Origin of the sequence: Serratia microhaemolytica, assembly GCF_004011885.1 — a bacterium.
In the GTDB taxonomy this organism is placed as follows: Bacteria; Pseudomonadota; Gammaproteobacteria; order Enterobacterales; family Enterobacteriaceae; genus Serratia_G; species Serratia_G microhaemolytica.
The window spans coordinates 1-25,411 of record NZ_SBEF01000032.1 but is presented as its reverse complement, the minus strand read 5'-3'; the positions used below and the strand labels follow the sequence as shown (position 1 = coordinate 25,411).

Annotated in this window: 25 protein-coding genes and 1 pseudogene; 2 read left to right on the top strand and 24 right to left on the bottom strand. The window is 45.4% G+C overall.

What is annotated here, in order from left to right:
• Nucleotides 1–30: 30 nt before the first annotated feature.
• The 8 genes from EOJ37_RS10670 to EOJ37_RS10635 form a co-directional block, all read right to left on the bottom strand.
• Entirely contained in the window at nucleotides 31–2,637 is a 2,607-nt protein-coding gene (locus EOJ37_RS10670) for a fimbria/pilus outer membrane usher protein (RefSeq protein ID WP_127959903.1), read from the bottom strand.
• Nucleotides 2,638–2,694: 57 nt separating this feature from the next.
• Entirely contained in the window at nucleotides 2,695–3,519 is an 825-nt protein-coding gene (locus EOJ37_RS10665; protein WP_162473688.1) for a fimbrial biogenesis chaperone, read from the bottom strand.
• Nucleotides 3,520–3,633: 114 nt separating this feature from the next.
• Nucleotides 3,634–4,275, bottom strand: a complete 642-nt coding sequence (locus tag EOJ37_RS10660) for a hypothetical protein (protein ID WP_127959901.1) — start codon at nucleotides 4,273–4,275, stop codon at nucleotides 3,634–3,636.
• Nucleotides 4,276–4,466: 191 nt separating this feature from the next.
• Nucleotides 4,467–5,054, bottom strand: coding sequence for a type 1 fimbrial protein (locus EOJ37_RS10655; protein ID WP_127959900.1), 588 nt, complete (start codon nucleotides 5,052–5,054; stop codon nucleotides 4,467–4,469).
• An 87-nt stretch (nucleotides 5,055–5,141) separates the two neighbouring features.
• Nucleotides 5,142–5,714 (bottom strand): hypothetical protein, encoded by a 573-nt coding sequence (locus EOJ37_RS10650; RefSeq protein ID WP_127959899.1) that lies wholly within the window; start codon nucleotides 5,712–5,714, stop codon nucleotides 5,142–5,144.
• Nucleotides 5,715–5,773: 59 nt separating this feature from the next.
• Nucleotides 5,774–6,391, bottom strand: a complete 618-nt coding sequence (locus EOJ37_RS10645; protein ID WP_127959898.1) for a hypothetical protein — start codon at nucleotides 6,389–6,391, stop codon at nucleotides 5,774–5,776.
• A gap of 177 nt (nucleotides 6,392–6,568) precedes the next feature.
• A complete protein-coding gene (locus EOJ37_RS10640; protein WP_127959897.1) occupies nucleotides 6,569–7,288 on the bottom strand; it encodes a fimbrial biogenesis chaperone in 720 nt (239 codons plus the stop codon).
• 94 nt (nucleotides 7,289–7,382) lie between these two features.
• Nucleotides 7,383–7,982, bottom strand: a complete 600-nt coding sequence (locus EOJ37_RS10635; RefSeq protein ID WP_127959896.1) for a hypothetical protein — start codon at nucleotides 7,980–7,982, stop codon at nucleotides 7,383–7,385.
• Nucleotides 7,983–8,647: 665 nt separating this feature from the next.
• Between EOJ37_RS10635 and EOJ37_RS10630 the strand changes: the two genes are divergently transcribed.
• A complete protein-coding gene (locus tag EOJ37_RS10630; protein WP_127959895.1) occupies nucleotides 8,648–8,944 on the top strand; it encodes a FaeA/PapI family transcriptional regulator in 297 nt (98 codons plus the stop codon).
• Between the two features lie 113 nt (nucleotides 8,945–9,057).
• Here EOJ37_RS10630 and glmS read toward each other — a convergent pair whose 3' ends face one another.
• From glmS to asnC, 15 genes are all read right to left on the bottom strand, one after another.
• Nucleotides 9,058–10,887 (bottom strand): glutamine--fructose-6-phosphate transaminase (isomerizing), encoded by a 1,830-nt coding sequence (gene glmS, locus EOJ37_RS10625; RefSeq protein WP_127959894.1) that lies wholly within the window; start codon nucleotides 10,885–10,887, stop codon nucleotides 9,058–9,060.
• 109 nt (nucleotides 10,888–10,996) lie between these two features.
• The gene (gene glmU / locus EOJ37_RS10620) at nucleotides 10,997–12,382 is read right to left on the bottom strand and encodes a bifunctional UDP-N-acetylglucosamine diphosphorylase/glucosamine-1-phosphate N-acetyltransferase GlmU (protein WP_127959893.1); all 1,386 of its coding nucleotides are present in this window, start codon (nucleotides 12,380–12,382) and stop codon (nucleotides 10,997–10,999) included.
• 248 nt (nucleotides 12,383–12,630) lie between these two features.
• Nucleotides 12,631–13,050 carry a F0F1 ATP synthase subunit epsilon gene (locus tag EOJ37_RS10615; RefSeq protein ID WP_127959892.1) on the bottom strand — a complete coding sequence of 140 codons (420 nt, stop codon included), beginning with the start codon at nucleotides 13,048–13,050 and terminating at the stop codon, nucleotides 12,631–12,633.
• Between the two features lie 20 nt (nucleotides 13,051–13,070).
• Entirely contained in the window at nucleotides 13,071–14,453 is a 1,383-nt protein-coding gene (gene atpD / locus EOJ37_RS10610) for a F0F1 ATP synthase subunit beta (RefSeq protein ID WP_127959891.1), read from the bottom strand.
• Nucleotides 14,454–14,546: 93 nt separating this feature from the next.
• The gene (atpG, locus tag EOJ37_RS10605) at nucleotides 14,547–15,410 is read right to left on the bottom strand and encodes a F0F1 ATP synthase subunit gamma (protein ID WP_127959890.1); all 864 of its coding nucleotides are present in this window, start codon (nucleotides 15,408–15,410) and stop codon (nucleotides 14,547–14,549) included.
• Between the two features lie 58 nt (nucleotides 15,411–15,468).
• A complete protein-coding gene (gene atpA, locus EOJ37_RS10600; protein WP_127959889.1) occupies nucleotides 15,469–17,010 on the bottom strand; it encodes a F0F1 ATP synthase subunit alpha in 1,542 nt (513 codons plus the stop codon).
• Nucleotides 17,011–17,022: 12 nt separating this feature from the next.
• Nucleotides 17,023–17,556 carry a F0F1 ATP synthase subunit delta gene (gene atpH / locus EOJ37_RS10595; protein WP_127959888.1) on the bottom strand — a complete coding sequence of 178 codons (534 nt, stop codon included), beginning with the start codon at nucleotides 17,554–17,556 and terminating at the stop codon, nucleotides 17,023–17,025.
• Nucleotides 17,557–17,570: 14 nt separating this feature from the next.
• Nucleotides 17,571–18,041: a F0F1 ATP synthase subunit B gene (gene atpF / locus EOJ37_RS10590; protein ID WP_127959887.1), complete on the bottom strand. Its 471-nt coding sequence runs from the start codon at nucleotides 18,039–18,041 to the stop codon at nucleotides 17,571–17,573.
• 58 nt (nucleotides 18,042–18,099) lie between these two features.
• The gene (gene atpE, locus EOJ37_RS10585) at nucleotides 18,100–18,339 is read right to left on the bottom strand and encodes a F0F1 ATP synthase subunit C (RefSeq protein ID WP_127959886.1); all 240 of its coding nucleotides are present in this window, start codon (nucleotides 18,337–18,339) and stop codon (nucleotides 18,100–18,102) included.
• Between the two features lie 48 nt (nucleotides 18,340–18,387).
• Entirely contained in the window at nucleotides 18,388–19,164 is a 777-nt protein-coding gene (gene atpB, locus EOJ37_RS10580; RefSeq protein ID WP_127959885.1) for a F0F1 ATP synthase subunit A, read from the bottom strand.
• Between the two features lie 21 nt (nucleotides 19,165–19,185).
• The gene (gene atpI / locus EOJ37_RS10575) at nucleotides 19,186–19,578 is read right to left on the bottom strand and encodes a F0F1 ATP synthase subunit I (RefSeq protein ID WP_127959884.1); all 393 of its coding nucleotides are present in this window, start codon (nucleotides 19,576–19,578) and stop codon (nucleotides 19,186–19,188) included.
• 639 nt (nucleotides 19,579–20,217) lie between these two features.
• Nucleotides 20,218–20,841 (bottom strand): 16S rRNA (guanine(527)-N(7))-methyltransferase RsmG, encoded by a 624-nt coding sequence (gene rsmG, locus EOJ37_RS10570; RefSeq protein WP_127959919.1) that lies wholly within the window; start codon nucleotides 20,839–20,841, stop codon nucleotides 20,218–20,220.
• A gap of 31 nt (nucleotides 20,842–20,872) precedes the next feature.
• Nucleotides 20,873–22,765 (bottom strand): tRNA uridine-5-carboxymethylaminomethyl(34) synthesis enzyme MnmG, encoded by a 1,893-nt coding sequence (gene mnmG, locus EOJ37_RS10565; protein ID WP_127959883.1) that lies wholly within the window; start codon nucleotides 22,763–22,765, stop codon nucleotides 20,873–20,875.
• Between the two features lie 381 nt (nucleotides 22,766–23,146).
• A complete protein-coding gene (gene mioC, locus EOJ37_RS10560; RefSeq protein ID WP_127959882.1) occupies nucleotides 23,147–23,587 on the bottom strand; it encodes an FMN-binding protein MioC in 441 nt (146 codons plus the stop codon).
• Nucleotides 23,588–23,631: 44 nt separating this feature from the next.
• The gene (gene asnC / locus EOJ37_RS10555; protein ID WP_127959881.1) at nucleotides 23,632–24,093 is read right to left on the bottom strand and encodes a transcriptional regulator AsnC; all 462 of its coding nucleotides are present in this window, start codon (nucleotides 24,091–24,093) and stop codon (nucleotides 23,632–23,634) included.
• 188 nt (nucleotides 24,094–24,281) lie between these two features.
• Here asnC and asnA point away from each other — a divergent pair, with 188 nt between their 5' ends.
• Nucleotides 24,282–25,274 carry an aspartate--ammonia ligase gene (gene asnA / locus EOJ37_RS10550; protein ID WP_127959880.1) on the top strand — a complete coding sequence of 331 codons (993 nt, stop codon included), beginning with the start codon at nucleotides 24,282–24,284 and terminating at the stop codon, nucleotides 25,272–25,274.
• A 26-nt stretch (nucleotides 25,275–25,300) separates the two neighbouring features.
• On the opposite strand, the pseudogene EOJ37_RS10545 reads toward asnA, so the two are convergent.
• Nucleotides 25,301–25,411, bottom strand: a pseudogene (locus EOJ37_RS10545) (IS5 family transposase); the annotation flags it as partial.

Genomic DNA, 25,411 nt, shown 5'->3' with positions numbered 1-25,411 from the left:
AAAAAACTTTATCTCTAATGTGATACCTGACTAATCACACTGTAGATCTTGTTGTACAATAGTCATTGCATCACTATCTGCCGCACGTCTCTTGCCAAAATCAAATGCAACATGGCACTGCTGGTTTTCAGCGCGACCCCACTGAACATGCAACTGGCCTGCATCTGGTAACCCAGAGAGATAAACCATACCGCCATCCCCAACAATACTGCTGTTTTGACCATCTTCAGAATCAAGTAGTGAAGCCATCGCACCAAACGGCACCGGTTTACCGGCATAACTCAGCACTAACATCGCTTGACGCCCTACGCGAGTCTTAAACTTCGCTTCAACTACTGCGCCTTTGGTTGGATAAACCGTAACACTATTAGTAATTAAATCAACGCCATCCGGTAATGTACTCGGATCAAGGCTAATCACATTACGCTGGTAGTTTTGCAGATAAGGCGCCACAGCATAACCCCAACGGTTAGTTCTAGCACTGCTGTTCGAGAGCTTACCACCAGAAAAACCTGGAGCACTCACCAAAGCAATAGAGTCACCAATATATTGAGTCAACACCACACCATTACGATGAACCAAAACACCACCAGAAGCTGAAGCATTGATTGTGCGTGAAGTACGCGTATAACCGTAACCCAAACTCATGCTAGCCAAATCTGCTGAGTAAGAAAGCCCCAAATTACCAGAAGTACCACTACCCTGATTGTCTCGACTCTGTGAAAGGTTCCAACTCAGTTTATTATTGAGCAAACTTCCACCAACGCCAAGCTGGTGAGTAGTACGGCCACTATTATCGTTACTCAGTGAGTAGTTAGCGCTGACACTACGCGCCATCTCTGCATTACTAAACAGACTGAACGGCACACTGACTGAAACTGATACCTGACGATTAACCGGGAAATCACCTTTATAATCTTTGCTGTGGTTTTCGCTATAGTTGATACTGTAACCAATGCGCTTGACACTGCTGCTAAAACCAGCACTGATACTGTTTACTACCCGTTTAGTGCCCCAATAATCATCTCGGCTACCACGCAGATAGATAGAACCCCATTTACCCAAACTCTGGCTGATATTGGTCTGCCAACTACTGCGTTTGCGTTCACCCAACCAAGGTGCCCAATCTTCACGCCAACGATAGCCTGCCGTTGTTGCTTCAGAGAGAGAATAGAAATTCCTGGTTGCATAGCGGTAAGCGGTAAGATCAAGTGAAGTGCCGCTGGTCAACATACTCTTTGAATAACGAGCACGGAAAGCTGCACCCTGAACTGAACCATCATGTCCCGGTAACTTGGTTCTTGAACCGGTCACATCGGTCGAGAATGCCCCCCAGTTACCAAGAGAGAGACCTGTACCAAGCGCCAAAGACTGATAATCACTAGCCGCAATTACCCCACCATACAGGGTGACATAACTGGGTAAACCATAAGTTACAGTACCTAAAATAAAGGTAGGGGAACGAGATCCTTCGGTATTACCACCACTGTCAACTCGACCAAGGCTTAACTCATACTCCATTCCACCAGGACGCAGCATCACTGGCAGGGTGGAGTAACCCTGAGTAATAATCTGCTTGCTGCCATCTTCCTCTGCTACTGTCGCTATCAAGTCACCACTACTTGCTTGGGTAATATCAGTGATAGTAAAGGGGCCTGGCGAAACGTTGGTTTGATAAATAACACGGCCATTCTGAGTCACCGTTATCAATGCATTTGTCTTGGCAATCCCGCTGATAACCGGAGCAAAACCACGCTGGCTACTCGGCAGCATATCACTACTAGAAACTAGCTTGGCACCGCGAAAACTCACACCGTCAAAGATGCTACCACCAGTACTGATCTCACCTAAAGTAAGTGAAGAGTTAAGCACTTGAATGTCACGTTGCAGATAGACATTGCCCCAACGCGTCTGCCGATTAGTACGATCATTACCAGAAACACTGGTCTTTGACATGGTGTGAGAGAGACTGGAACGTAAACGCCAAGGCCCCAAATTGATACCACCATTCATTGAAGCAAAAAAGTTCTGTGTAGTCATGCCACTACCGCCAGCCTGACCATCAACTTTACTCTGTGAAGCATTGAGATTGTAGTTGAACAGCATAGCCGGTATGCCGTTATCCCACAGCTTTGGGTCGACATAACCACCGACACGTCGATCCATATTGACTTGCGGTACATTGATATTTAAGCGTAATTGTGACAAATCAAAATCTACCTGCGAATAAGGTATCAATGCTGTCAAATCACCAGCAGGTTGATTAGGTGGTAGTACACTTAGTGCTTCAATCTTTGCAACTGCAACACCCATCTCCTGCAATTCTTGTGGCGTCAGCTCCGGCAGAACTTTACCTGCCTCATCTTTGATGAAATTGACTTCTCGAGAAGAAACAAGCTCTTTATTTAGATAAATATCAACAAGATAAAGACCTTCAGGAATATTACCTGCAATTTCGAATTCAGAAAGATCAACCGGAATACTGCCGTCACCGCTGCTCAAAAAAGCAGGGTCAAAATAGTCACGTCCCCAGACATTTGTTGCCTGCAACCCTAAGAGACACAATGCCAGCGTCAACGGATGCAGGCACCATTCGCGCGCAGGTTTTTGCTGATAAAAAGTTTTGGTTAGTTTCATGGCATCGTTCCCAATATCAAGGTGTAAGTTACCATCCTGGTGTAGAACACCACGTTGTTACTTCATCGTTGTATGTTGTTCATTGGTCGTCAGACCATACTCATCAATCAGCCGCCAGCGTACTTCTGAACCGACAGTTGTAGGTAAATCAAAAAACTGTTCGCCCATCGGTGGCACCATTGCACGCAACTGTTCACCAGATAACTGTTTGCCACCAACACTGAGTGAGGCAAAAGTAACAAAATAGGCAGAGGGGTTAATTACCTTCACTTTATTACCTTGGCGAACAAAATTGAGAGAGCCAGCCATCTGCTCTACAGCTTGCTTTTGCAGACCACTTGGACGGTAAAAAAGCTTAATACTGTTGACTAACGCCAATACCATGCGACCAGTTTGTTCTTCTCCCTTCTCGGATTTGGTTACCGAAGGGATCGCCTTTACTGAAATAAAAAACAGTGACTCACGATCTTTCGGCAACCGTGCAGCAACCGCAGGAACAGCAATAATCCGTAGTGGTAGATCGGTGTGTGGCTCTACACGCTTCAACGGCGGCAAAACCATAAAAGGGAGTTGTGTTCCTTCAGGTTTTTTGACTAACGGCAAACCAGTAGCACCATCAGCATACTGGATTTGCGTCTGCATCAAGTAGGTGCTATCGGTATTATTTCTCACCGATACCGAGGTAGCCTTTTCATCAGCCATCAACACCACACGCGAAAATGAGTAGCCAATACCTGGTAATTCAGCATGTGCGGCATCACTGACTGCCCAAAGAGCAAGTACTGTTGCCATTACCTTGACTTGATTGTTTATTCTTTTTAGCCAGTTTTTTTTAGAATTAAACTTCAAATCACCAGCGAAATCTTTTGTCAAAATAGACATTACACACCTTCTTGTCTCATGAAGCGAGATATTCATCTTCAGGCAAAACGCCCTGATAAGCGGCGATAAAATAGATCATCAAAAAATGAGCCATACTTCATCAACCAATAATTATTATTGATAGTAAAAATTAACACTCATACTCGCTTTTAACGTCCCAGGTCTAGCACCTTCACAAGAGTTTACATTGGCAACACTACCACCACGACAAGCTACAACAATAGGTAAGGTATAACGACCTTTATCATCTCTTATCGTATCCCACCGAGGTCTTTCTCCAGCAGCGTATAAAGCCAACGACTCTTCGCGACCGACTTCATTTGACATACTCAATATCCAGTCGATATTTTTATCTTTATACCCTTTGTTGATAGCAAAACCAAAACCACTGGAAGTTGATGCACTAGCATCACGGATAAGATAACCAGTAACGTAAGTCGAAGTCCCCGCACCAAGCGTTACCGAGAGTTTTGGCGCATCGCCCGAGGGATCAGCATCCCCCCCTGAGCAAGTTAGCTGAACAGTCATATTTATTGGTGAACCAATAGAACGATAACCATCAGCCTTAGGAACAAAATTACTTTCCACAGGATTTAAATCAACTGAATTAAATTGCAGACTGGTCGGAGTAACCGACATATCACAAGACCCACGGAAAAGGTTAGTCGCGATTGCGACATTAGCAGCAACTGCATCCGCTGCTATCACATTGGCAACACAGCAGACCATCAGCGCTAAGTAATTAAACTTTTTCATAACTAAATCTTCTCTTTTAGAGTAACGAGCGAAGCGCCAACATCTAGGGGGATACAGTTGTGATGTCAATAAGCCATTAACTCCACCAACCTAGTACTCTTTAAACTCAATCATCATCTACACGGCAAAAAATCAACATGCCCACATCAAAATATTTACCATCACCTTTACTGTTATGTTATTCAACAAACTTACTTATAGGTAAAAGTGAAAATTACTGAGGCAGAAAGGCTACCTCCAGTTGGAACAATTGAAGTACAGTTAGAAGCACACAAAACACCAACCGCATAAGTGTAGGTCTTCTGCAAACTAGACCACGAAACTCCATTACTGCCCAATGCTATCGTACCATTGTTTGGTACCAAATTAGTTTCTCCCGCCGAGGTAGTAGCGGTTTTATAGATACCAATACCAAAGCCAGTAGAGGTACTTTTACTATCCCTAAACAGCTTGTTATTACTACTAGCCAAAGTTGTGGTCCCCGGAGCTAAACTTAACGTCAATACAGGGCCAACAGTCAAGCCGGAAGTACTTCCTGAACAACTACTTAATGATATTGACAGAGAACTGCTAGCAAGAAGTCCCCAGTTACCAGGATTTGCACTAAAAGTAGAATCATTAATGGTGATAGCCTTTTTACTGGAAGTCATGGTACATGAGCCAGCAACCACAGAAATATTGAAAGTAATTAGCTGAGAGTCCGCAGCTGTCAACTCGCCCACCGGCAACAAAGTTGCCATACAGCAAAGCACTGACATTAAATAGTTTGACTTTTTCATGCGTTAACCCTTACTCCTGCATGACCACTGAAGAAATCTCCTGTGGTTTTTATCCTCAACCAAGCGATAGATAGCGCCCAATCCATTTTATTTATAAATAATTTCTAAGGTAATCTGTGCTGAAAGTTCCCCACCAGAAACACCAGCACAACCTGCCTTACGACAAACAACACCCACCGCATAGATCAATGTAGCTGAACCTTGAGTAAACAGACTTGGATCAACTGTGACCGATGAATCAGCAAGGCCAAAATCAACTACATTCACTTTACTACCAGTAGTTGGCTTATCAGTGTTATAGAGAACCAAACCAAAATTGGTAGTATTACCATCATTATAAATGATTGACTTTTCGGTCGGATCACTTGATGTCCCCACAGCCCTAGTAAATTTGAGTTTCGCTGGAGGTACACTACACTGCTCAAGTAGCACATACAGCTTCCCTAATGGACCAACAGGATCCCATTGGTTGGGATGTGATGAGCCGATATTTCTATCAGCTAATGTTACGTTGCTGAAAACAAAACCACCAATACAGGATGCTCTCAATATGTTGGTGCTGATATCAAACTGCAGTGAAGGGGCAGCCACTGGCTGCCCAGCAGAACAAAGCAGAACCGCTAAACTGCCAGCTAATATTAGTTTTTTATTTTTTTTCATCTTATTAGCATCTCCACACGCTATCAATTTTAAACACTAAGTCTTAAAATAGATTTCAATCAATTATAGCTAAAAGTGAATGTCAGATTGACTGCCAATGAACCAGCAGCCACTCCATTACAAGTACTACTTTCACAAAACACGCCGACATTAAAGTTCTTGGTTATGTTTTGCGCAACAGTAGACGTGGTTCCAAAAGGAATAGTAGCTGTATTACTGGTAAAACTGATCAAGTTCGCAACCGTGCTCGAAGAATTCTCTTTAAAAATACCAATCGCAAATCCTTTCGAATACCCAGTTCCTGTTAACGTAGACTTAATTAACTTGTTATTAGCGGATGAACCTGATGTTACAACAGCGCTGTTAGTCGCTGGTTGAACGGTGACTTGAGGCCCAGAAACCGCTCCATTAGTTGTCCAGCTACAATTAGTCAATGCAACCGAAAGGCTAGTACTGGTTGGACCTATCGGCTGTGAACCATCAAGAGTATTAATATTCCTGTCAGGCAAAGCTAACGTCTTATTGTCGCCGCCCGCCACTGCAATCTGACAACTTGGCACAAACAAATTAGTAGTTATCGTCACAGTAGTAGCGATAGGCGCAGCTGTACAAAAACTGGCTGATGAAAGTAGTGCAGAAACGCTGGTGGTTAATATTAATAACTTAATTTTGTTCATCTTTTGTAAATTCCTTATCTCATTACGATCACATTGTCAGCCTACAGAACACGTCAAAGCTATCAACTAACAAGTATCAACTCAGACACTGCGACTGTCATTATGGTTTGTACACTAATGAAGTTCCTGATGAATTCAAAAGCCATCAATGTGGCTTAAAAAGCAATTTTTTAATTTTTATTTAATTACTGAGCTGTGAATGTTATAACCACCGTAATCACCAATGGTTACCCAATCAACTTTACCTTGCCTCTCTTTCGCAGAGTAAACTTTACTGCTGAATGGAGAAAGCATTTTAACCTGAGCATCATCAGCTATCGTCAACGTCTTACCATTAACCTTTATATATTGAAATGAAACAAAGTAAGGGGAACTGTTTTCAACCTTGATTCCACCTTCCACCGCAAAAAATTTTAAATTTTTCTGCGCACTCTCAGAATCGTCAGCTAAACCGGCTGGACGATAAAAAAACTTTACTGTGCTGGCTGTTGCAAAACTGACCATTGCTGATTTCGAATTGTTCTGTAGCCGACTATTCTGCGCGCTATAGCTGGGGATGGCTGTGGTTTTAAGGTAAAAAACCGACTCACGATCTTGAGGTAGATTTCCACCCTTAAAAGCAATACGCATCAGATTGGTTGAGCTTGGCTCCATTCTGAAAATCGGAGGGGTAATAACGAATGGAACAGCAGAAAACACTTCGGGATCAGCACTTAGTGAAGCCTTCACTAAATAAGATTGACTTTCATCTGTGTTGCGCAGCGATACCGTAACGCTTTTAGCATTTTCTGGATAAATCACCCGTGTAGTATTAAGGCCAACACCTCCCGCAGCCACAGCAACTGCGGATGAAAACAGCAGCCCTAACACCAGAGAAGAAAAAGGAAAACAGCGCACGATACATAACTCCGAATTAAAAGCGGGTTATGCATGACAACCCGCTTACAAAGCTTTAATTTCTGGATAAAAACACCAGAAAAGCCAATTTCAATTAGTTGTACATGAAGTCCAGAGTGATAGGAGCATCAATCAAACCAGTTTGAACAGTAGCAACATCAGCTGCTGTTGTAGCCAAACCTACACGCATAACGATTGACTTGTTGTTGTAGTCAGTCAACTGAGGACCTGGGGCTGGAGTTGCAGGTGCAGCCTTGGCAATCTCAACTTTTTGACCATTTTGTATTGCGGTAAAATCAACAGCACCCGCATTGCCTAAACTCACAACAGCACCAACGTTAGAAGTCACTTTGTTGAAAATTCTGTCTGATGAACCAGCAACAACAGGCCCGCTGATCTTAACAGAAGCAGCAGCTTCAGCTTCTGGAGTACCAGCACAATCTTTCAGTTCAACAGAAAAATCTTGTTGGCTATTAGCAACTGGAGTTACAGCACCAGTAGTAGCGTTAACTGTTGCGCCAGCAAAATGAGCAGGGATGTAGCTACCCAGGTTGATGTCAGTTTTGCTAACCGCGATAGTACAAGCTACAGCCTGCACGTTAGCAGTAACATTAACAACAGCAGCGCTTGCAGAACCAGCAGCAACTAACAGAGCAACAGCAGCAGGCACCATACCAAATTTGAACTTAGACATATAAAATCCTTAGCAATTTTTGCAAAAATTTAACTATTAAAAACAAATGCAATTTTTATCCATTAGAGAATCGGTTATCGATTCCCCCCAGCCACATACAAAACCTACTTACTGATGAATCCACTGCTCTTCAAGACGCAGTTCGTCACTCATTCTCATTAACCTGTTGAAAAAGCTAACAACTGCTACTTGAGAGAGTGTGTTGTCATCCGATCGCGATCGCTGTTTAGCTACCTCTTGAAGTCATTCTGGAGCACCAGCAGGTCTTGTTGTGGACGAGAGGATTGTTACAAAAAGGGATAGATAAAAAAACCCCTTAAAGGGAAACATATAGAAATAAAAAATATTAAACTGGAAGATGACAAAAAAAACTAAAAAATCAGAATAAAACTCTACAAAAATTGCAATACTAGTGTTTTATCTCGTTTTTTGATTTCTTTAAAAAACTTATTCGCAATAATGGCGATAGCCTGTAAAAATCTGTAATCAGTCTGGTGTGGTATTGATGCTGCTGAGGACTGTTATCTGAATAATAAAAACAAGTAGTTACATAAAAACAAAAATTACCATGGTTCAAAAACGCTGTGGTGGCTAATTGATTTACCTATTTTTAAAACACTATTTATGTCTGTTGTCACTTTTAATAACTCAGGGAGCTTTAGAATATGGTTGTTTTTACTAGTAAAAAACAAATTTCGCAGAGTCTGCTACATAAGAAGATTTTGAAACACCTTCTTAGTATCACTTCCTGCGCTGAACAAGGGATGCCGCCTCCACAACAGGAGTGGCCCTCAACGCGACAAATTGCTGATGCGCATGATATCAGTATCTACAAAGCAAGACTTTTATTACTTGATTTGGTTAAACAAAATCAAATAATGGTCAGTGACTGCTCGATAAAAAACTCGCTTCGCTGGTATCCGCTACGTCAAGGCAGTTCATCCACGCATCAGCATGCTTAGCAACAACGTGTAACAAAGACGTAGTTTTTATTTAAATTGAGGATTATTTAAAAAATCATAAATTTAACAGCAACTTGCTTAGAAAAGTAAGTTGCTGTTTTTATTGATAGCAATTACTCAACAGTAACCGACTTAGCTAGGTTGCGTGGTTGATCCACATCAGTGCCCTTAATTAACGCTACATAGTAAGACAGTAACTGTAGTGGCACAGTATAGAAGATTGGAGCAACAACCTCTTCAACATGAGGCAAGGCAATAATCGTCATCCCCTCACAATCAACAAACCCAGCAGCCTGATCAGCAAACACATAAAGTTGCCCGCCACGCGCACGCACTTCTTCAACGTTTGATTTCAACTTCTCCAATAACTCGTTGTTCGGAGCCACTACAATCACCGGCATATCAGCATCAATCAACGCCAGTGGGCCATGCTTTAACTCACCGGCAGCATAAGCCTCTGCGTGAATATAGGAGATCTCCTTCAATTTCAACGCTCCCTCCATTGCGATGGGGTATTGATCGCCACGGCCAAGAAACAGTGCATGATGTTTATCCGAAAAATCTTCTGCCAACGCTTCGATGCGCTTCTCCAGCGACAACATCTGTTCAATACGTGCAGGTAGTACCTGCAAACCATGAACAATCTGTTGTTCCAGCAGTTGATCCATCCCTTTTAACCGGCCCAAATGCGCAACCAGCATCAATAATACCGCCAATTGAGTGGTAAAAGCCTTGGTCGAGGCGACACCAATTTCAGCTCCCGCTTTAGTCATCAATGCCAGATCAGATTCACGTACCAGGGAAGACGTTGGCACATTACATACTGCCAAAGAACCAAGATACCCCAACTGTTTAGAGAGACGCAGGGCAGCCAGTGTATCGGCTGTTTCACCTGACTGTGAAAGGGTGATCAGTAAACTACCAGGCCTAACTGCTGGTTTGCGATAGCGAAACTCAGAAGCAATTTCAACATCACAAGGCAAACCAGCCAACGACTCGAACCAGTAACGCGCCACCATGCCAGCATGATAGGAGGTGCCACAAGCTATAATTTGTATATGGCTGACGTTAGCTAACAGTTGATCTGCCGCCAAACCTAATTCATCTAGGTTAACTGCTCCATGACTGACACGCCCTGCAAGGGTATTTTTTAACGCCATGGGTTGTTCAAAAATCTCTTTCTGCATGTAGTGGCGATAAATACCTTTATCACCCGCATCATACTGCACCTGGGACTCTACCTCCTGACGCTCGACACTGTTACCCTGTTGATCGACAATATGTACACTACGCCTTGTTATTTCGACTAAATCCCCTTCTTCCAAAAAGATAAAGCGCCGTGTTACCGGCAACAGTGCCAACTGATCTGAAGCAAGAAAGTTTTCCCCTACACCTAAACCAACCACCAGTGGGCTACCTGATCGGGCGGCAATCAAACGTTCTGGATCACGGCAATCCATGATCACCATGCCATAAGCACCACGTAATTGTGGGATCACACGCTGCACTACTTCCAATAGGCTACCGCCCTGCTGCTGTTCCCAATGGATTAAATGAGCAATAACTTCGGTATCAGTCTGTGAACTGAACTGATACCCCTTATTAATCAATGAATCACGCAGTGATTGGTAGTTTTCAATGATGCCGTTATGCACTAGCGCAATGTTATCTGAAACATGCGGGTGTGCATTTTTTTCTGTCGGTTCACCATGAGTAGCCCAACGAGTATGAGCAATACCTGTACCACCACGCAGTTCCTGTTGTTGGGTAGCATCAAACAGCGCTTGTACTTTACCCACCTGACGTAAACGGTTCACCTGACCAGAGCCATCAGCCACGATTAATCCGGCAGAGTCATAACCACGATACTCTAATCGGCGTAGCCCTTGTAACAAGATCTCGGCAATATCACGTTGCGCTACTGCGCCAACAATTCCGCACATTTTTTATTCCTGATTAAGTTCTGATCATCACTTTAGTGATGCCTGGATATAACTCCAACCAGACAAAGTAACTATTTAATAAAAAAGATAAAATAATGAACTCTGTGAGCTAACGTTTCTTCACTGGCCGTTTCCAGTCTTGCACATGCTTCTGCTTCACTCGGCTTAGCACCAGTTCGTCAGCAGCGACATCACGCGTTACTGTAGTACCGGCCGCCACTGTTACACCACTGGCTAATGTTACTGGTGCAATCAATTGGCTATCTGAACCAACGAAAACATCATCACCGATTACTGTCTTATGCTTATTGGCACCGTCATAGTTGCAGGTGATAGTGCCAGCCCCGATGTTTACCCCAGCACCGATTTCAGCATCACCCAAATAGCTCAAGTGTCCAGCTTTAGAACCTTTGCCTAAATGAGCCTGCTTCATTTCGACAAAATTACCAACATGCGCACCTTCAGCCAATGTAGTTCCAGGGCGCAAACGAGCAAATGGGCCAATGGTGCAACCAGCAGCAACCACCACATCCTCCAATACTGAGTAAGGGCTGATTTCACACCCTGCACCAATCTGGCAGTTTTTTAACACACAACCGGTACCAATTTTCACACCATCAGCCAGCTTAACCTTGCCTTCAATAATGACATTAGTATCGATGGTGATATCACGCCCATGTTCTAACTCACCCCGAAGATCAAAACGCGTAGCATCAAGCAACATCACTCCAGAAAGCAGTAATTTTTCTGCCTGTTCTGCCTGATAAGCCCGTTCAAGCTGTGCCAATTGCAATCGATTATTTACCCCTTCAACTTCGTAAAGCTGTGCTGGGTGTACCGCGTTAATTCTGGCTCCTTCACTGTGCGCTAAGGCGATAATGTCAGTGACATAAAACTCACCTTGCGCGTTGTTGTTGTTCAGTTTTGCCAGCCAACGTTTTAGATCAGCACCATTGGCGACCATAATGCCGGTATTTACTTCTTTGATTTGTCGTTGTTGATCATTGGCATCTTTGTGTTCAATGATGCCAACAATCTCCTGCTGCTCACGCACAATACGACCATAACCAGTCGGATCAGCCAAGTTCACCGTCAGTAATCCAATACCATGCTGCGGTTTTGCTGCTAATAAACAGCTTAACGTCTCAACCGAGATCAGTGGTACATCGCCATAAAGCATTAATATGTTTTCATCATCAGCAAAATAGGGGGCTGCCTGCTGCATAGCATGGCCTGTCCCCAACTGCTCTGCTTGTAACACCCAGTTGAGTGCTGGATTTTTTAAACGGTTTTGTAACAGCTCAGCACCATGACCATAAACCAAATGGAGATTTCCCGCCCCTAGCTCCATGGCCGCATCAATAACATACTGAACCAGTGGCTTACCTGCCAGTAGGTGCAGCACTTTAGGAACGTCTGAATACATACGCGTTCCCTTACCTGCTGCCAGGATAACAACACTGATTGGATGATGAGATCTGGATGAATTAGACATAAATGACTCGATAACCCGATTTGAATAGGGAAAAGTAGAATCTTTTGCAGAAAAAATTGCTACATATTTTTCTGCGCGAATTTTACTAATGCAGGATTAGGTGATTTATAGAGCAAGAGGGGGGATTCAGGATCCCTCCCCTTGATAAAGGAGAGGGGTTAGGGCGAGACAATGCACCAACTGAGCTGACAGAACAGAATGACGCTAAGTCCCACCCCTGCTTCCCCCTTTACAGGGGGAGAGGCCAACTACAGCCCCTTTCTGGTTAACTCGATAACGCGTAGTTTCGCCAATGCTTTTGCCAATTCAGCCGACGCTTGAGCATAGTCAACATCACCATGAGAGTTACGGATCTGCTCTTCCGCTCTACGCTTAGCTTCCAGCGCACGCGCTTCATCGAGATCTTCCCCACGGATAGCAGTATCGGCCAGCACAGTGACTACGCTTGGCTGCACCTCAAGGACACCGCCAGATAGGTAAATAAACTCTTCTTCACCGTGCTGCTTAACAATACGTACCATGCCAGGCTTGATGGCGGTCAGTAACGGAGCATGACCAGGGTAGACCCCTAGTTCGCCCTCACTACCTGTTACCTGGATCTTCTGCACTAGGCCAGAAAACATCTGTTTTTCAGCACTGACAACATCCAGGTGGTAAGTCATAGCCATATCACCCTCCTCTCACGCCATTACAGCTTCTTGGCTTTTTCCACTGCTTCTTCAATGGTACCAACCATGTAAAATGCTTGTTCTGGCAGGTGATCATATTCACCGTCCATAATGCCTTTAAAGCCACGGATGGTATCTTTCAGTGAGACAAACTTACCCGGCGAACCAGTAAACACTTCTGCCACAAAGAAAGGCTGAGACAAGAAACGCTGGATTTTACGCGCACGGGAAACAACCAGCTTGTCATCTTCCGACAGCTCATCCATACCCAAAATCGCGATAATATCTTTCAGTTCCTGATAGCGCTGCAAAATCGACTGCACACCACGAGCAACATCATAGTGTTCTTGACCAACTACCAATGGATCTAACTGACGACTGGTAGAGTCGAGTGGATCAACCGCTGGGTAGATACCAAGCGATGCGATATTACGGCTCAATACCACCGTGGCATCAAGGTGAGCAAAGGTGGTCGCTGGAGACGGGTCAGTCAAGTCATCGGCTGGAACATAAACCGCTTGCACAGAGGTAATCGAACCGGTTTTGGTTGAGGTGATACGCTCTTGCAATACCCCCATCTCTTCCGCCAGAGTCGGCTGATAACCTACCGCTGAAGGCATACGACCAAGCAGTGCCGAAACTTCAGTACCTGCCAAGGTATAACGGTAGATGTTATCAACGAATAGCAATACATCGCGCCCTTCGTCACGGAATTTTTCCGCCATCGTCAAGCCGGTAAGTGCAACACGCAGACGGTTGCCTGGTGGTTCGTTCATCTGACCATACACCAGAGAAACTTTATCCAGTACGTTGGACTCTTTCATCTCGTGATAGAAGTCGTTACCTTCACGGGTGCGCTCGCCAACTCCAGCAAAAACCGAGTAACCAGAGTGTTCGATAGCGATGTTACGGATCAACTCCATCATATTGACGGTCTTACCCACACCCGCACCACCAAATAGACCAACCTTACCGCCTTTAGCAAACGGACAGATCAAATCCATCACTTTGATACCTGTTTCCAACAGTTCCTGTGAGTTGGACAACTCTTCATAACTTGGCGCAGCACGGTGGATAGCCCAACGCTCTTCTTCGCCAATGTCACCTTTCATATCAATTGGGTCGCCCAACACGTTCATGATACGACCTAAGGTCGCTTTACCGACGGGAACCTCAATTGGGCGTTGCAGATCGGTCACTGGCAAACCACGACGCAAACCGTCAGAAGCACCCATCGCGATACAGCGTACTACACCACCACCTAACTGTTGCTGCACTTCCAGCACCAATTTTTCGGTGCCGTTTGCAACCTCAAGTGCATCGTACACCTTCGGTACGCTGTCTTGAGGGAACTCGGCATCCACTACGGCGCCGATTACCTGGATAATCTTTCCAGTAGCCATCTTGAATCCTCTACGTAATTCGTTTACCCGCTATATTTCAAATTGTTAGAGCGTTAATTGCTTTAGCACAACCCTAGCTGGGTAATAACCTGGTTAAACCGCGGAGGCTCCCGAAACGATTTCGGTGAGTTCCTGAGTGATGCTGGCCTGACGAGCCTTGTTGTATACCAACTGCAACTCTTTGATCAGGCTACCGCCGTTATCGGTTGCGGCTTTCATCGCGACCATTCGTGCGGCCTGCTCACTGGCCAGGTTTTCCACGACGCCCTGATAAACTTGCGATTCCACATAGCGGCGCAATAAAGTATCAAGCAGCACTTTTGGATCGGGTTCATACAGGTAATCCCAAGCATTCTTCTTCAAATCACTGTTCTCACAAGGAGGCAGAGGAAGGAGTTGCATAATTTGCGGCTCTTGGGACATGGTATTAACAAATTTATTACTGACAATGTACAGTCTGTCTAAACGACCTTCGTCGTAAGCCTGCAACATCACTTTCACCGGGCCGATCAACTCAGACAGGGAGGGGTTATCCCCCATGCCAGTAACCTGGGCAACTACATTGCCACCGACTGAAGCGAAGAAAGAGACTGCTTTTGAACCAATCAGCGCCAAATCTGTTTGAACGCTTTTTTCAGACCAGCCTTTCATCTCTACTAACAGTTTCTTGAACAGATTAATGTTCAAACCACCACAGAGACCACGGTCAGTAGACACCACCAAATACCCAACGCGCTTCACTTCGCGCTCTTCAAGATAGGGGTGTTTATACTCCAGATTACCAAGCGCCAAGTGACCAATCACTTCGCGCATGGTCTCTGCATAAGGACGGCTGGCCGCCATACGATCCTGCGATTTACGCATTTTGGAAGCGGCGACCATCTCCATCGCTTTAGTGATCTTTTGCGTATTTTGTACGCTGCCGATCTTACTACGTATCTCTTTTGCGCCGGCCATTTCTGCTTCTCCTCATTGCCAATGGCCTGTCGCTTTTCAGCATACAGGCCACTGTGCGTTACCAGGTCTGAGTTGCCTTGAAGTTATCAAGTAACGCCTTCAACTTACTTTCGATTTCGTCGTTGTAGGCACCAGTCTGGTTAATTTCATTAAGCAGTTCGGCATATTCATGGTCAGCATAAGCCACCAATGCAGCTTCAAAATTGACCACCTGAGCAACTTCAACATCATTCAGATAGCCACGCTCAGCAGCAAACAATACTAGCGCCTGCTGGGCGATGGACATTGGTGCATACTGCTTCTGCTTCAGCAATTCGGTTACCTTCTGTCCATGATTGAGCTGCTTACGTGTAGCATCATCAAGATCGGAGGCGAATTGAGAGAACGCAGCCAGTTCACGATACTGTGCCAGTGCGGTACGGATACCACCGGACAATTTCTTGATGATTTTACACTGAGCAGCACCACCAACACGCGAAACCGAAATACCTGGGTTAACCGCTGGACGAATACCTGAGTTAAACAGGTTAGATTCCAGGAAGATCTGACCGTCAGTGATTGAGATCACGTTGGTAGGAACGAAGGCAGAAACGTCACCCGCCTGGGTTTCAATGATTGGCAGCGCAGTCAATGAACCGGTTTTCCCTTTTACTTCACCTTTGGTAAATGCTTCAACGTAATCAGCATTGACGCGAGCAGCTCGCTCCAGCAAACGTGAGTGTAAATAGAAAACATCCCCCGGATAGGCTTCACGGCCTGGTGGACGACGCAGCAACAGCGAAATCTGGCGATAAGCAACCGCTTGCTTAGAGAGATCGTCATAAACGATCAGCGCATCTTCACCACGATCACGGAAATATTCGCCCATTGCGCAACCCGCGTAAGGTGCTAAATATTGCAGTGCTGCCGATTCAGATGCTGTGGCAACCACGACAATAGTATTTGCCAGCGCGCCATGCTCTTCCAATTTACGAACCACGTTGGCAATAGTTGAAGCTTTCTGACCAATCGCGACATACACACACTTAATGCCTGAATTGCGCTGGTTGATAATCGCATCTATCGCCAGCGCAGTTTTACCTGTCTGACGGTCACCGATCACTAACTCACGCTGACCACGACCAATTGGGATCATGGCATCAACGGACTTATAACCTGTCTGCACGGGCTGATCGACCGATTGACGGTCAATAACGCCCGGTGCGATAGTCTCGACAGGAGAGAAGCCATCATGCTCAACCGGCCCTTTACCATCAATCGGTGCACCGAGGGTGTTAACTACACGCCCAAGCAGGCCTCGACCGACTGGCACTTCCAGAATACGACCGGTACATTTCACCTTCATACCTTCCGCAAGGTCGGCATAAGGCCCCATCACCACCGCACCGACAGAGTCGCGCTCGAGGTTCAAGGCAATAGCATAACGATTACCCGGCAGTGAGATCATCTCACCTTGCATCACTTCAGCCAAGCCATGTACGCGGATGATTCCGTCACTGACGGAAACGATAGTACCTTCGTTGTGAGCTTCACTCACAACATTGAACTGAGCAATCCGCTGTTTGATCAGTTCACTGATTTCGGTGGAATTCAGTTGCATTCTCCAGTCCCCTTAAGACTGCAAGACGTCTGACAGGCGTTGAAGACGAGCACGCAGGCTACCATCAATCACCATATCGCCAACGCGGATCACCACGCCAGCCAGTACAGACTTGTCAATATTGCAATTCAGCTTAACTTTGCGTGACAGGCGTTTTTCCATCGCAGTTGCAATCTTGGCCTGCTGTTCATCACTGAGGGCGATCGCAGAGCACACTTCAACTTCAACGGTGGACTCTAGCGCGGCGCGTAGTTCAATGAACTGTTGCAGCACCGCAGGAAGAACCAGTAAACGTCCATTTTCAGCCATAACACGAATAAAGTTCTGGCCATATTGATCGAGCACATCACCACAAACGGCAATAAAGGTGCGCGACAAAACCTCTGGCGCCACAGCCCCAGAAAGCAACTCGGCCATCTGCTCATTGGTGGTGACAGCAGCGGAAAATTCCATCATTTTCTGCCACTGTTCTACACTCTGGTTCTCAACGGCAAAGTCAAAAGCTGCTTTGGCGTAGGGGCGAGCTACGGTAATCAGTTCAGACATCAGCCCCTCCCTCCTTACAGTTCAGCGACCAGTTTATCAACGATGTCGCTGTTAGCAGCTTCATCTACGGAACGTTCTATGATCTTCTCGGCACCAGCAATTGCCAGCATCGCCACTTGCCTACGCAACTCTTCACGAGCGCGCTTGCGTTCAGCTTCGATCTCAGCTTGAGCCTGCGCCACAATTTTGCTGCGTTCCCGCTCGGCTTCTGCTTTCGCCTCATCCATGATCTGAGCTCGGCGTTTATTTGCTTGCTCTATGATCAACTGAGCTTCCGCTTTAGCTGCTTTCATCTGACTGACTGCATTGCTTTGTGCCAAATCCAGATCTTTCTTGGCACGTTCCGCAGAAGCAAGGCCATCAGCAATTTCTTTCTGGCGCTTCTCTATGGCAGCCATTATCGGCGGCCATACATACTTCATGCAGAACAACACAAACAATACAAACGAAATAGCCTGGCCGAGGATTGTTGCGTTCATATTCACAGCACAATACCTCTATAAAAGTTAATAAGTCGTTTTGATTGCAGACAGTAGCAGTGATCTAGGCAACCGCGAACATCACATACAGCCCCAAACCAACAGCAATCATTGGGATCGCGTCAACCAGACCCATAACGATAAAGAACTGTGTCCGTAACAGAGGGATCAGATCCGGCTGACGTGCAGCACCTTCCAAAAATTTACCTCCTAAGATGCCGATGCCGATTGCAGCACCGATTGCCGCTAAACCCATCATTACAGCGGCAGCCATGTACAGCATATCCACACTCAGGTTTTCCATGACAGTCTCCAGTTTATTTCAGTTTAAAAGTGCAAGTTTTTAACAAAATCAGTGCTCTTCAGAGGCCATAGAGAGATAGACCACTGTCAGCACCATGAAAATAAAGGCTTGAAGCGTAATGATCAAAATGTGGAAGATTGCCCAAGGCAAACTTAACAACCACTGAGACCACCACGGCAACAGACCCGCGATCAAGATAAAGATCAATTCCCCGGCATACATGTTGCCAAACAGACGCAGCCCAAGCGAAACAGGCTTTGACAACAAGCTAACCACTTCAAGAATGAGGTTGATTGGGATAAAAACCGGATGTTTGAAAGGTTGCAGGGTTAACTCTTTAACGAATCCACCAATCCCCTTCATCTTGACGCTGTAGAACAGAATCAGCACAAACACAGCTAATGCCATCGACAGCGTGATATTCACATCAGCAGTTGGCACCACGCGTAGTGCGGGCAGGCCAACAGCCGTTGCGATACTTGGCAGCAAGTCAATCGGCAACAGGTCCATCAGGTTCATCAGGAATACCCAGACAAACACTGTCAGTGCCAGCGGCGCTATCAGCTTGCTCTTACCGTGATACATATCCTTGACATTGCTATCAACGAAACCAACGATCATCTCAACGGCAGTTTGTAACTTACCGGGAACACCGCTGGTAGCGCTTTTGGCAACTTTATGGAAAATCGCCAAGAAGACAACGCCAAGAACAATCGAGAAAAACATAGAGTCAATATTAATTGACCAAAATCCAGTGCCGACCTGAAGTTGTGTCAGGTGATGACTAATATACTCCTGCGGACTGTTGAATCCCTCTGCAGACATGGTGCCTCTACCCTTATTGAGTTAATTTCGGTAACGGTCAATCACGGCGGGTGCAACGATCTGCACCATTAACACCGCTAAATAGGTCAGGCTAAGCGGCAACAAAACCGCCTTAAACACCCCAACAGCCAAGATCAGCAACACAATGGTGATCATGACTTTTATTCCTTCGCCAATCGCTAAGGACAAAACAACCCGCCTGGGCACTTGCCCTTGGGGTCGGTAACGCAAGGAATAGAGCACAAATAACGCGTTGGGAAACCAGGCAGCAACACCACCTGCCAACGCCGAACAGCCCCATTGCACACTGTTCAGAGCAAAAGCTGCACTGATGACAATCACCACCACCCACTGTAGCAACAACAGACGAAATGCAAACTTTCTGTTGTCAGCCGAGACAGAGAGTGTTGTCATTGTTTAATTACCCTAAAGAGGTATCTTGAATCACGTATAAAACTGCGTTTGGTGATGCTAGTCAAGCAGCAAAGCAAGAAAATTATACGAACCACTCAAACGAATTCAATCTATAACTAACGAAAATGCGAATAGCAACTTGCATGCTGCTTTTTTATCCGTTTTTATCGACAGATAACACTACACCAAGACATCTATTAGGTGATTATTTCTCTATTACAGAAATAATTGCGATATACATCACAGTTATTAACCCAACTGCTTGACGGTTAATTAAACAGTTTAAAGCAATAAATAATTCAATTGCACTGTAATCATCACTTGGCAGTTTTTTCTGGTCGCTAGGATAGCACTAACCTAACCACACAACATCAGTGATAAGTGTGAACTGTCATGTTCAGCAAACGGAAGCAACAGTGATTGATCTGACAACCTAGCTGCTGTCACTCGCCACTAACCACGTCAACAGCAAGCCAGGGCGCACATCATAAAGTTAAAAAAACAGCATTCCCAGTACAATCACTTTAATATTTTTTACATATTTATAATTTTAATAACATCATCAATGCGATGGTTTCTACTTATCGCTGAAAAACTAGATTATCGAACAGTAAAAATTCAACTAATCAACTGATTTATTTAATGTTTAACCTGTAAAACCACTAAGTGTCGTTCAGCATCTAATTCGGGTACTTGCAACGGGATTAATGCTTCCAGAAAAACATCAGCGGGTAGTTCTGCCAACTCCTGTTGTGGAGAAACCCCTTTCAGTGCATAGAAACGCCCTTGCTCCACTTTTGGCAAATGGTGACACCAAGAGAGCATATCCTGCAACGAGGCAAAAGCACGGCTAATAACGCCATCAAACCGTTCTTGCGGTGTAAAAACTTCAACCCGACTCTGTACTGGTTCAATGTTATCCAGCGCTAACTCATGTTGCACCTGACGTAAAAAACGCACCCGTTTGCCTAGGCTATCCAGCAGGGTAAAGTGTGCTTCCGGGCGTACAATCGCCAATGGGATGCCAGGTAATCCAGGACCGGTTCCAACATCAATAAAGCGTGAACCTTGTAGGTGCTGATTGACCACAATGCTATCCATGATATGGCGCACCAACATCTGCAGTGGATCACGCACTGAAGTCAGGTTGTAGGCACGATTCCACTTGTCGAGCAGCATGACATAGCCCAACAACTGCTGTTTTTGTTGCTGCCCAAGCACTATTCCTGCTTCAGAAAGCAGCAGATCCAGTTTTTGTTGCATCATACCGTTATCCCCAATTGACTCATGCAACCTACTGATTTGTTCTGCGTAGCAAATTCTGTTTTTTTAACCAAACCAGTAAAATCGAGATGGCCGCTGGCGTGATGCCAGAAATACGTGATGCCTGGCCAATAGACGTCGGTTTATGATCATTAAGTTTTGCTACCACTTCGTTTGACAACCCTGAAACCTGGCGATAATCAAGATCGGCTGGCAGCAAGGTATTTTCATTACGTTGCTGTTTCTCGATCTCATCTTGCTGACGCAAAATATAGCCTTGATATTTAACCTGGATCTCTACCTGTTCAGCAGCTTGCTTATCAGCTAATGGCGGTGCAAAAGCAGCAAGTGTAGTGAGTTGCTGATAATCCATTTCTGGCCGACGCAACAGATCTTCCCCATTGGCTTCGCGTGATAGTGGCGATTTCAGCAGTGCATTCACCTGTTCAACCTGTTCTGAATGCGGATGTAGCCAGATATCACGTAATCGCTGGCGCTCCTGCTCGATATGCTCAAGCTTTTCACAATAACGCACCCAGCGACGCTCATCCACCAGCCCCAGTTCACGCCCTTGTTCAGTTAAACGCAGATCTGCATTATCTTCACGTAGCAGCAGGCGATACTCAGCTCTTGAGGTAAACATACGGTATGGTTCTTTGGTACCCAGGGTACTCAGATCATCCACCAACACACCCAAATAGGCTTGATCACGGCGTGGGAACCAACCTGGTTGCTGGTTGGCATAACGTGCAGCATTTAATCCCGCCAGCAGACCTTGTGCAGCAGCCTCTTCATAACCGGTAGTGCCGTTGATTTGGCCAGCAAAAAATAACCCTTGGATAAATTTACTCTCTAAGGTCGGTTTTAAATCGCGTGGATCAAAGAAATCATACTCAATCGCGTAACCTGGGCGCACAATACGCGCATTCTCCATCCCTGCCATTGAGTGAACAATTTGCATCTGTACATCAAATGGCAAACTGGTAGAGATACCATTGGGATAAATTTCATTACTGGTTAAACCTTCTGGTTCCAGGAAGATCTGATGCGCATTACGATCGGCAAAACGCATCACTTTATCTTCTATCGAAGGGCAGTAGCGTGGGCCGATCCCTTCAATGATCCCGGCATACATCGGGCTGCGATCGAGGTTATCACGGATCACCTGATGCGTTTTTTCATTGGTATAAGTGATATAGCAAGGTAATTGCTGTGGATGCTGGCTCACTTCACCTAAAAAAGAGAATACCGGTGTTGGTGTATCACCATGTTGTGCAGTTAACTGACTGAAATCGATAGTTCTAGCATCAATGCGCGGGGGAGTCCCGGTTTTTAACCGATTAACGCGCAACGGCAGTTCACGTAAGCGACGTGATAACGCGATCGCTGGCGGATCTCCAGCCCGACCACCACTGTAATTTTCCAGACCGATATGGATCTTGCCATCGAGAAAGGTGCCGACAGTCAGCACTACGGCGTTAGCCTGGAATTTCAGCCCCATCTGGGTAACAACCCCAGTAACCTGATCATTTTGTACCATAAGATCCTCAACTGCTTGTTGAAAGATCATCAGATTGGGTTGATTCTCCAGTGCACAGCGTACTGCCTGACGATAGAGAACACGATCAGCCTGTGCCCGAGTGGCCCTTACTGCCGGGCCTTTACTGCCATTAAGTGTTCTGAATTGAATACCTGCATGATCAATTGCATGTGCCATTAATCCACCCAGTGCATCAATCTCTTTGACCAGATGTCCTTTTCCGATACCACCGATGGCAGGGTTGCAGGACATTTGACCCAAAGTATCAATGTTATGAGTCAATAACAGTGTCTGATGTCCCATGCGTGCTGCCGCCATAGCAGCTTCGGTGCCAGCATGGCCACCACCGACAACAATGACATCAAATCGATCTGGATAAAACATGTAAACAGCACCTCAAAAGGAGTGGTTGGCTTATGGCAACAGTTCAGGCTGGCGATTCTACTCAAATTTAGTCGATCGACCAAGTGAGCAGGATCGGTGGTTAGTAAAAAGAAGATCTTTTTTATTTAAAGATCTCTTATTGGATCTTTTATTAAGCAGACGATCTTCTGTGGAAAAGTCAAAATTCGGGTTTTTGATCATATCGTTGAGCAGGATCATTTGCTGTGGATCGTGCGTGATCCTGCGCGGTATAAGCTGGGATCTAAACGGGTAGTTATACACAACCAGCATGAGTCATCAAGGTTGTCCTTTGGATAACTACTGCTTTTACACTGAGTGTACCCTGATTTATACACAACTGATCGGTGTTTTTTTCATCAATCAAAGTAAAAAAAGCCACTTTTTGATCCACTGGCAGGCAAATTCTTCAGGTAACGGATGCTCGATCACGTCGATCTCAACTCGATCACCGATCCTGATCGCACCGCGATCCTGTAGCAAAACGTCAATCTGTCTGATCGCTCCACAGAAGGTATCGTAATCGGAACTGCCTAACCCGATTGCGGCAAAACGTACTGATGAAAGATCTGGCTGCTGCTGTTTAATCTGTTCAAACAGCGGCTGTAAATTGTCTGGTAAATCACCTGCACCGTAAGTCGAGCAAACGACAATCCATAGACCAGAAAGTGGCAACTGATGTAACTCAGCACCCTCGATCAAACTGGTTGAAAAACCGGCGTTCTCCAGTTCTTCTGCCAACTGCTCTGCAACATATTCCGCAGTACCTAAGGTACTGCCACTGATTACGGTAATCTCAGCCATTGCTTCCCCTTATTTAGTATTAAATTATTGATTAATAGATATATTTAGAGCGTAATTGAGCGCATGATTGGGTTTTGCAGTGAAATCAGTGTTTCCGTTGACTGGATTTCATCAATTGTCTGTATCTTGTTGATCAACACCTGCTGCAAACCATCGATTGAACGGCACATCACCTTGGTAAATATGCTGTAATGCCCAGTTGTGTAGTAGGCTTCAACCACCTCTTCCAAATTTTGCAATTTTTTCAGTACAGTAGGATAGTCTTTGGCACTTTTTAGAATAATACCGATAAAACAGCAGACATCATAACCGAGCTGCTTTGGGTTAACGTCTACTCGTGCTCCGGTGATGATGCCAGCCTGCTTCATTTTCTCAACACGTACATGGATCGTACCTGGGCTGACGGCAAAATTTTTCGCCAACTCAGCATAAGGTGTACGTGCATTTTCGATCAGTGCATTCAGAATGCCACGATCGAGATTATCGATCTGATAAATTTCGGCCATAAAACCCCCTTTAAAATGATGATTACTGATTTTTATAGCTATAAAAATGAGTAATCAAAAGCAAAAAGGCAATATTTATTATTGTATATTGAATTCATCTGCCTGTTTGTTGCTTAATCAGTTAAAACAAGGCCGAGTGGCTAACAGCCTGAACGGTTCAACAGACAAGTGGTTGAAGAGACATCGCGATGAAAAAACAGTTTATTCACAGACAGCAACAGATCAGTTTCGTTAAGTCATTCTTTTCAAAACAGCTAGAAAACAGCTTGGGATTGATCGAAGTCCAGGGGCCAATTCTTAGTCGATTGGGTGACGGTACACAAGATAACCTGTCAGGCAGTGAAAAAGCGGTACAAGTCAAAGTAAAAAGCCTGCCACAAGCCACCTTTGAAGTGGTGCATTCATTAGCTAAGTGGAAACGTAAAACGCTCGGTTGCCACGATTTCGCGGCTGGAGAGGGGTTATATACCCACATGAAAGCACTAAGGCCAGATGAAGATCGGTTAACACCGATCCACTCAGTGTATGTCGATCAATGGGATTGGGAGCGTGTTATGGGTGATGGCCAGCGCAACCTGGCCTACCTGAAACAAACCGTTGAATCTATCTATGACTGTATCAAACAGAGCGAAGCGGCAGTCAGCCGTGAGTATGGATTGAAGCCCTTCTTACCGTCAAAAATCCACTTTGTACACACTGAAACCCTGCTACAACTCTACCCAGAGCTAGATGCCAAAGGGCGTGAAAGAGCAATAGCCAAAGAGCTTGGTGCGGTATTCTTGGTTGGCATTGGTGGCAAATTATCCCACGGCAGCTACCATGATGTGCGTGCGCCAGATTACGACGACTGGACTACTCCAGCGCAAGATGGTTTGGCAGGGCTAAATGGTGACATCATTGTCTGGAACCCTGTACTGCAAGACGCATTTGAGCTGTCGTCAATGGGAATACGAGTCGATGCTGCGGCACTGCAACATCAACTGACATTAACCGATGATCTTGACCGGTTGCAGTTGGAGTGGCACCAGTCGCTACTGCGTGGTGAGATGCCACAAACCATTGGCGGCGGCATTGGCCAATCACGTCTGGTGATGCTGTTGCTGCAACTATCACATATTGGTCAAGTACAGTGTGGCGTCTGGGCGCCGGAAGTTTACGCCAACGTTGATGGCTTGCTTTAATCCAACGGTAAACTAGGCTGTGTCCCTTAACCCAATAACCGCTTTAAAAACAACCGAACAGAGCCTAATTTAAGCATGCAAAGGTAATTTCTGGCGGTTTTCTCCGAGCGAGTGGCAATGCGACGATGTTCTTTTAA

Coding starts and splice junctions, on each gene's coding strand:
- atpG (WP_127959890.1), bottom strand. CDS start 15,410: ATGGCCGGCGCAAAAGAGATACGTAGTAAGATCGGCAGCGTACAAAAT.
- atpA (WP_127959889.1), bottom strand. CDS start 17,010: ATGCAACTGAATTCCACCGAAATCAGTGAACTGATCAAACAGCGGATT.
- glmU (WP_127959893.1), bottom strand. CDS start 12,382: ATGTCTAATTCATCCAGATCTCATCATCCAATCAGTGTTGTTATCCTG.
- EOJ37_RS10635 (WP_127959896.1), bottom strand. CDS start 7,982: ATGTCTAAGTTCAAATTTGGTATGGTGCCTGCTGCTGTTGCTCTGTTA.
- EOJ37_RS10645 (WP_127959898.1), bottom strand. CDS start 6,391: ATGAACAAAATTAAGTTATTAATATTAACCACCAGCGTTTCTGCACTA.
- asnA (WP_127959880.1), top strand. CDS start 24,282: ATGAAAAAACAGTTTATTCACAGACAGCAACAGATCAGTTTCGTTAAG.
- EOJ37_RS10665 (WP_162473688.1), bottom strand. CDS start 3,519: ATGTCTATTTTGACAAAAGATTTCGCTGGTGATTTGAAGTTTAATTCT.
- atpH (WP_127959888.1), bottom strand. CDS start 17,556: ATGTCTGAACTGATTACCGTAGCTCGCCCCTACGCCAAAGCAGCTTTT.
- mioC (WP_127959882.1), bottom strand. CDS start 23,587: ATGGCTGAGATTACCGTAATCAGTGGCAGTACCTTAGGTACTGCGGAA.
- atpI (WP_127959884.1), bottom strand. CDS start 19,578: ATGACAACACTCTCTGTCTCGGCTGACAACAGAAAGTTTGCATTTCGT.
- EOJ37_RS10655 (WP_127959900.1), bottom strand. CDS start 5,054: ATGAAAAAGTCAAACTATTTAATGTCAGTGCTTTGCTGTATGGCAACT.
- EOJ37_RS10630 (WP_127959895.1), top strand. CDS start 8,648: ATGGTTGTTTTTACTAGTAAAAAACAAATTTCGCAGAGTCTGCTACAT.
- atpD (WP_127959891.1), bottom strand. CDS start 14,453: ATGGCTACTGGAAAGATTATCCAGGTAATCGGCGCCGTAGTGGATGCC.
- glmS (WP_127959894.1), bottom strand. CDS start 10,887: ATGTGCGGAATTGTTGGCGCAGTAGCGCAACGTGATATTGCCGAGATC.
- mnmG (WP_127959883.1), bottom strand. CDS start 22,765: ATGTTTTATCCAGATCGATTTGATGTCATTGTTGTCGGTGGTGGCCAT.
- asnC (WP_127959881.1), bottom strand. CDS start 24,093: ATGGCCGAAATTTATCAGATCGATAATCTCGATCGTGGCATTCTGAAT.
- EOJ37_RS10650 (WP_127959899.1), bottom strand. CDS start 5,714: ATGAAAAAAAATAAAAAACTAATATTAGCTGGCAGTTTAGCGGTTCTG.
- EOJ37_RS10615 (WP_127959892.1), bottom strand. CDS start 13,050: ATGGCTATGACTTACCACCTGGATGTTGTCAGTGCTGAAAAACAGATG.
- rsmG (WP_127959919.1), bottom strand. CDS start 20,841: ATGCAACAAAAACTGGATCTGCTGCTTTCTGAAGCAGGAATAGTGCTT.
- EOJ37_RS10660 (WP_127959901.1), bottom strand. CDS start 4,275: ATGAAAAAGTTTAATTACTTAGCGCTGATGGTCTGCTGTGTTGCCAAT.
- atpB (WP_127959885.1), bottom strand. CDS start 19,164: ATGTCTGCAGAGGGATTCAACAGTCCGCAGGAGTATATTAGTCATCAC.
- atpE (WP_127959886.1), bottom strand. CDS start 18,339: ATGGAAAACCTGAGTGTGGATATGCTGTACATGGCTGCCGCTGTAATG.
- EOJ37_RS10670 (WP_127959903.1), bottom strand. CDS start 2,637: ATGAAACTAACCAAAACTTTTTATCAGCAAAAACCTGCGCGCGAATGG.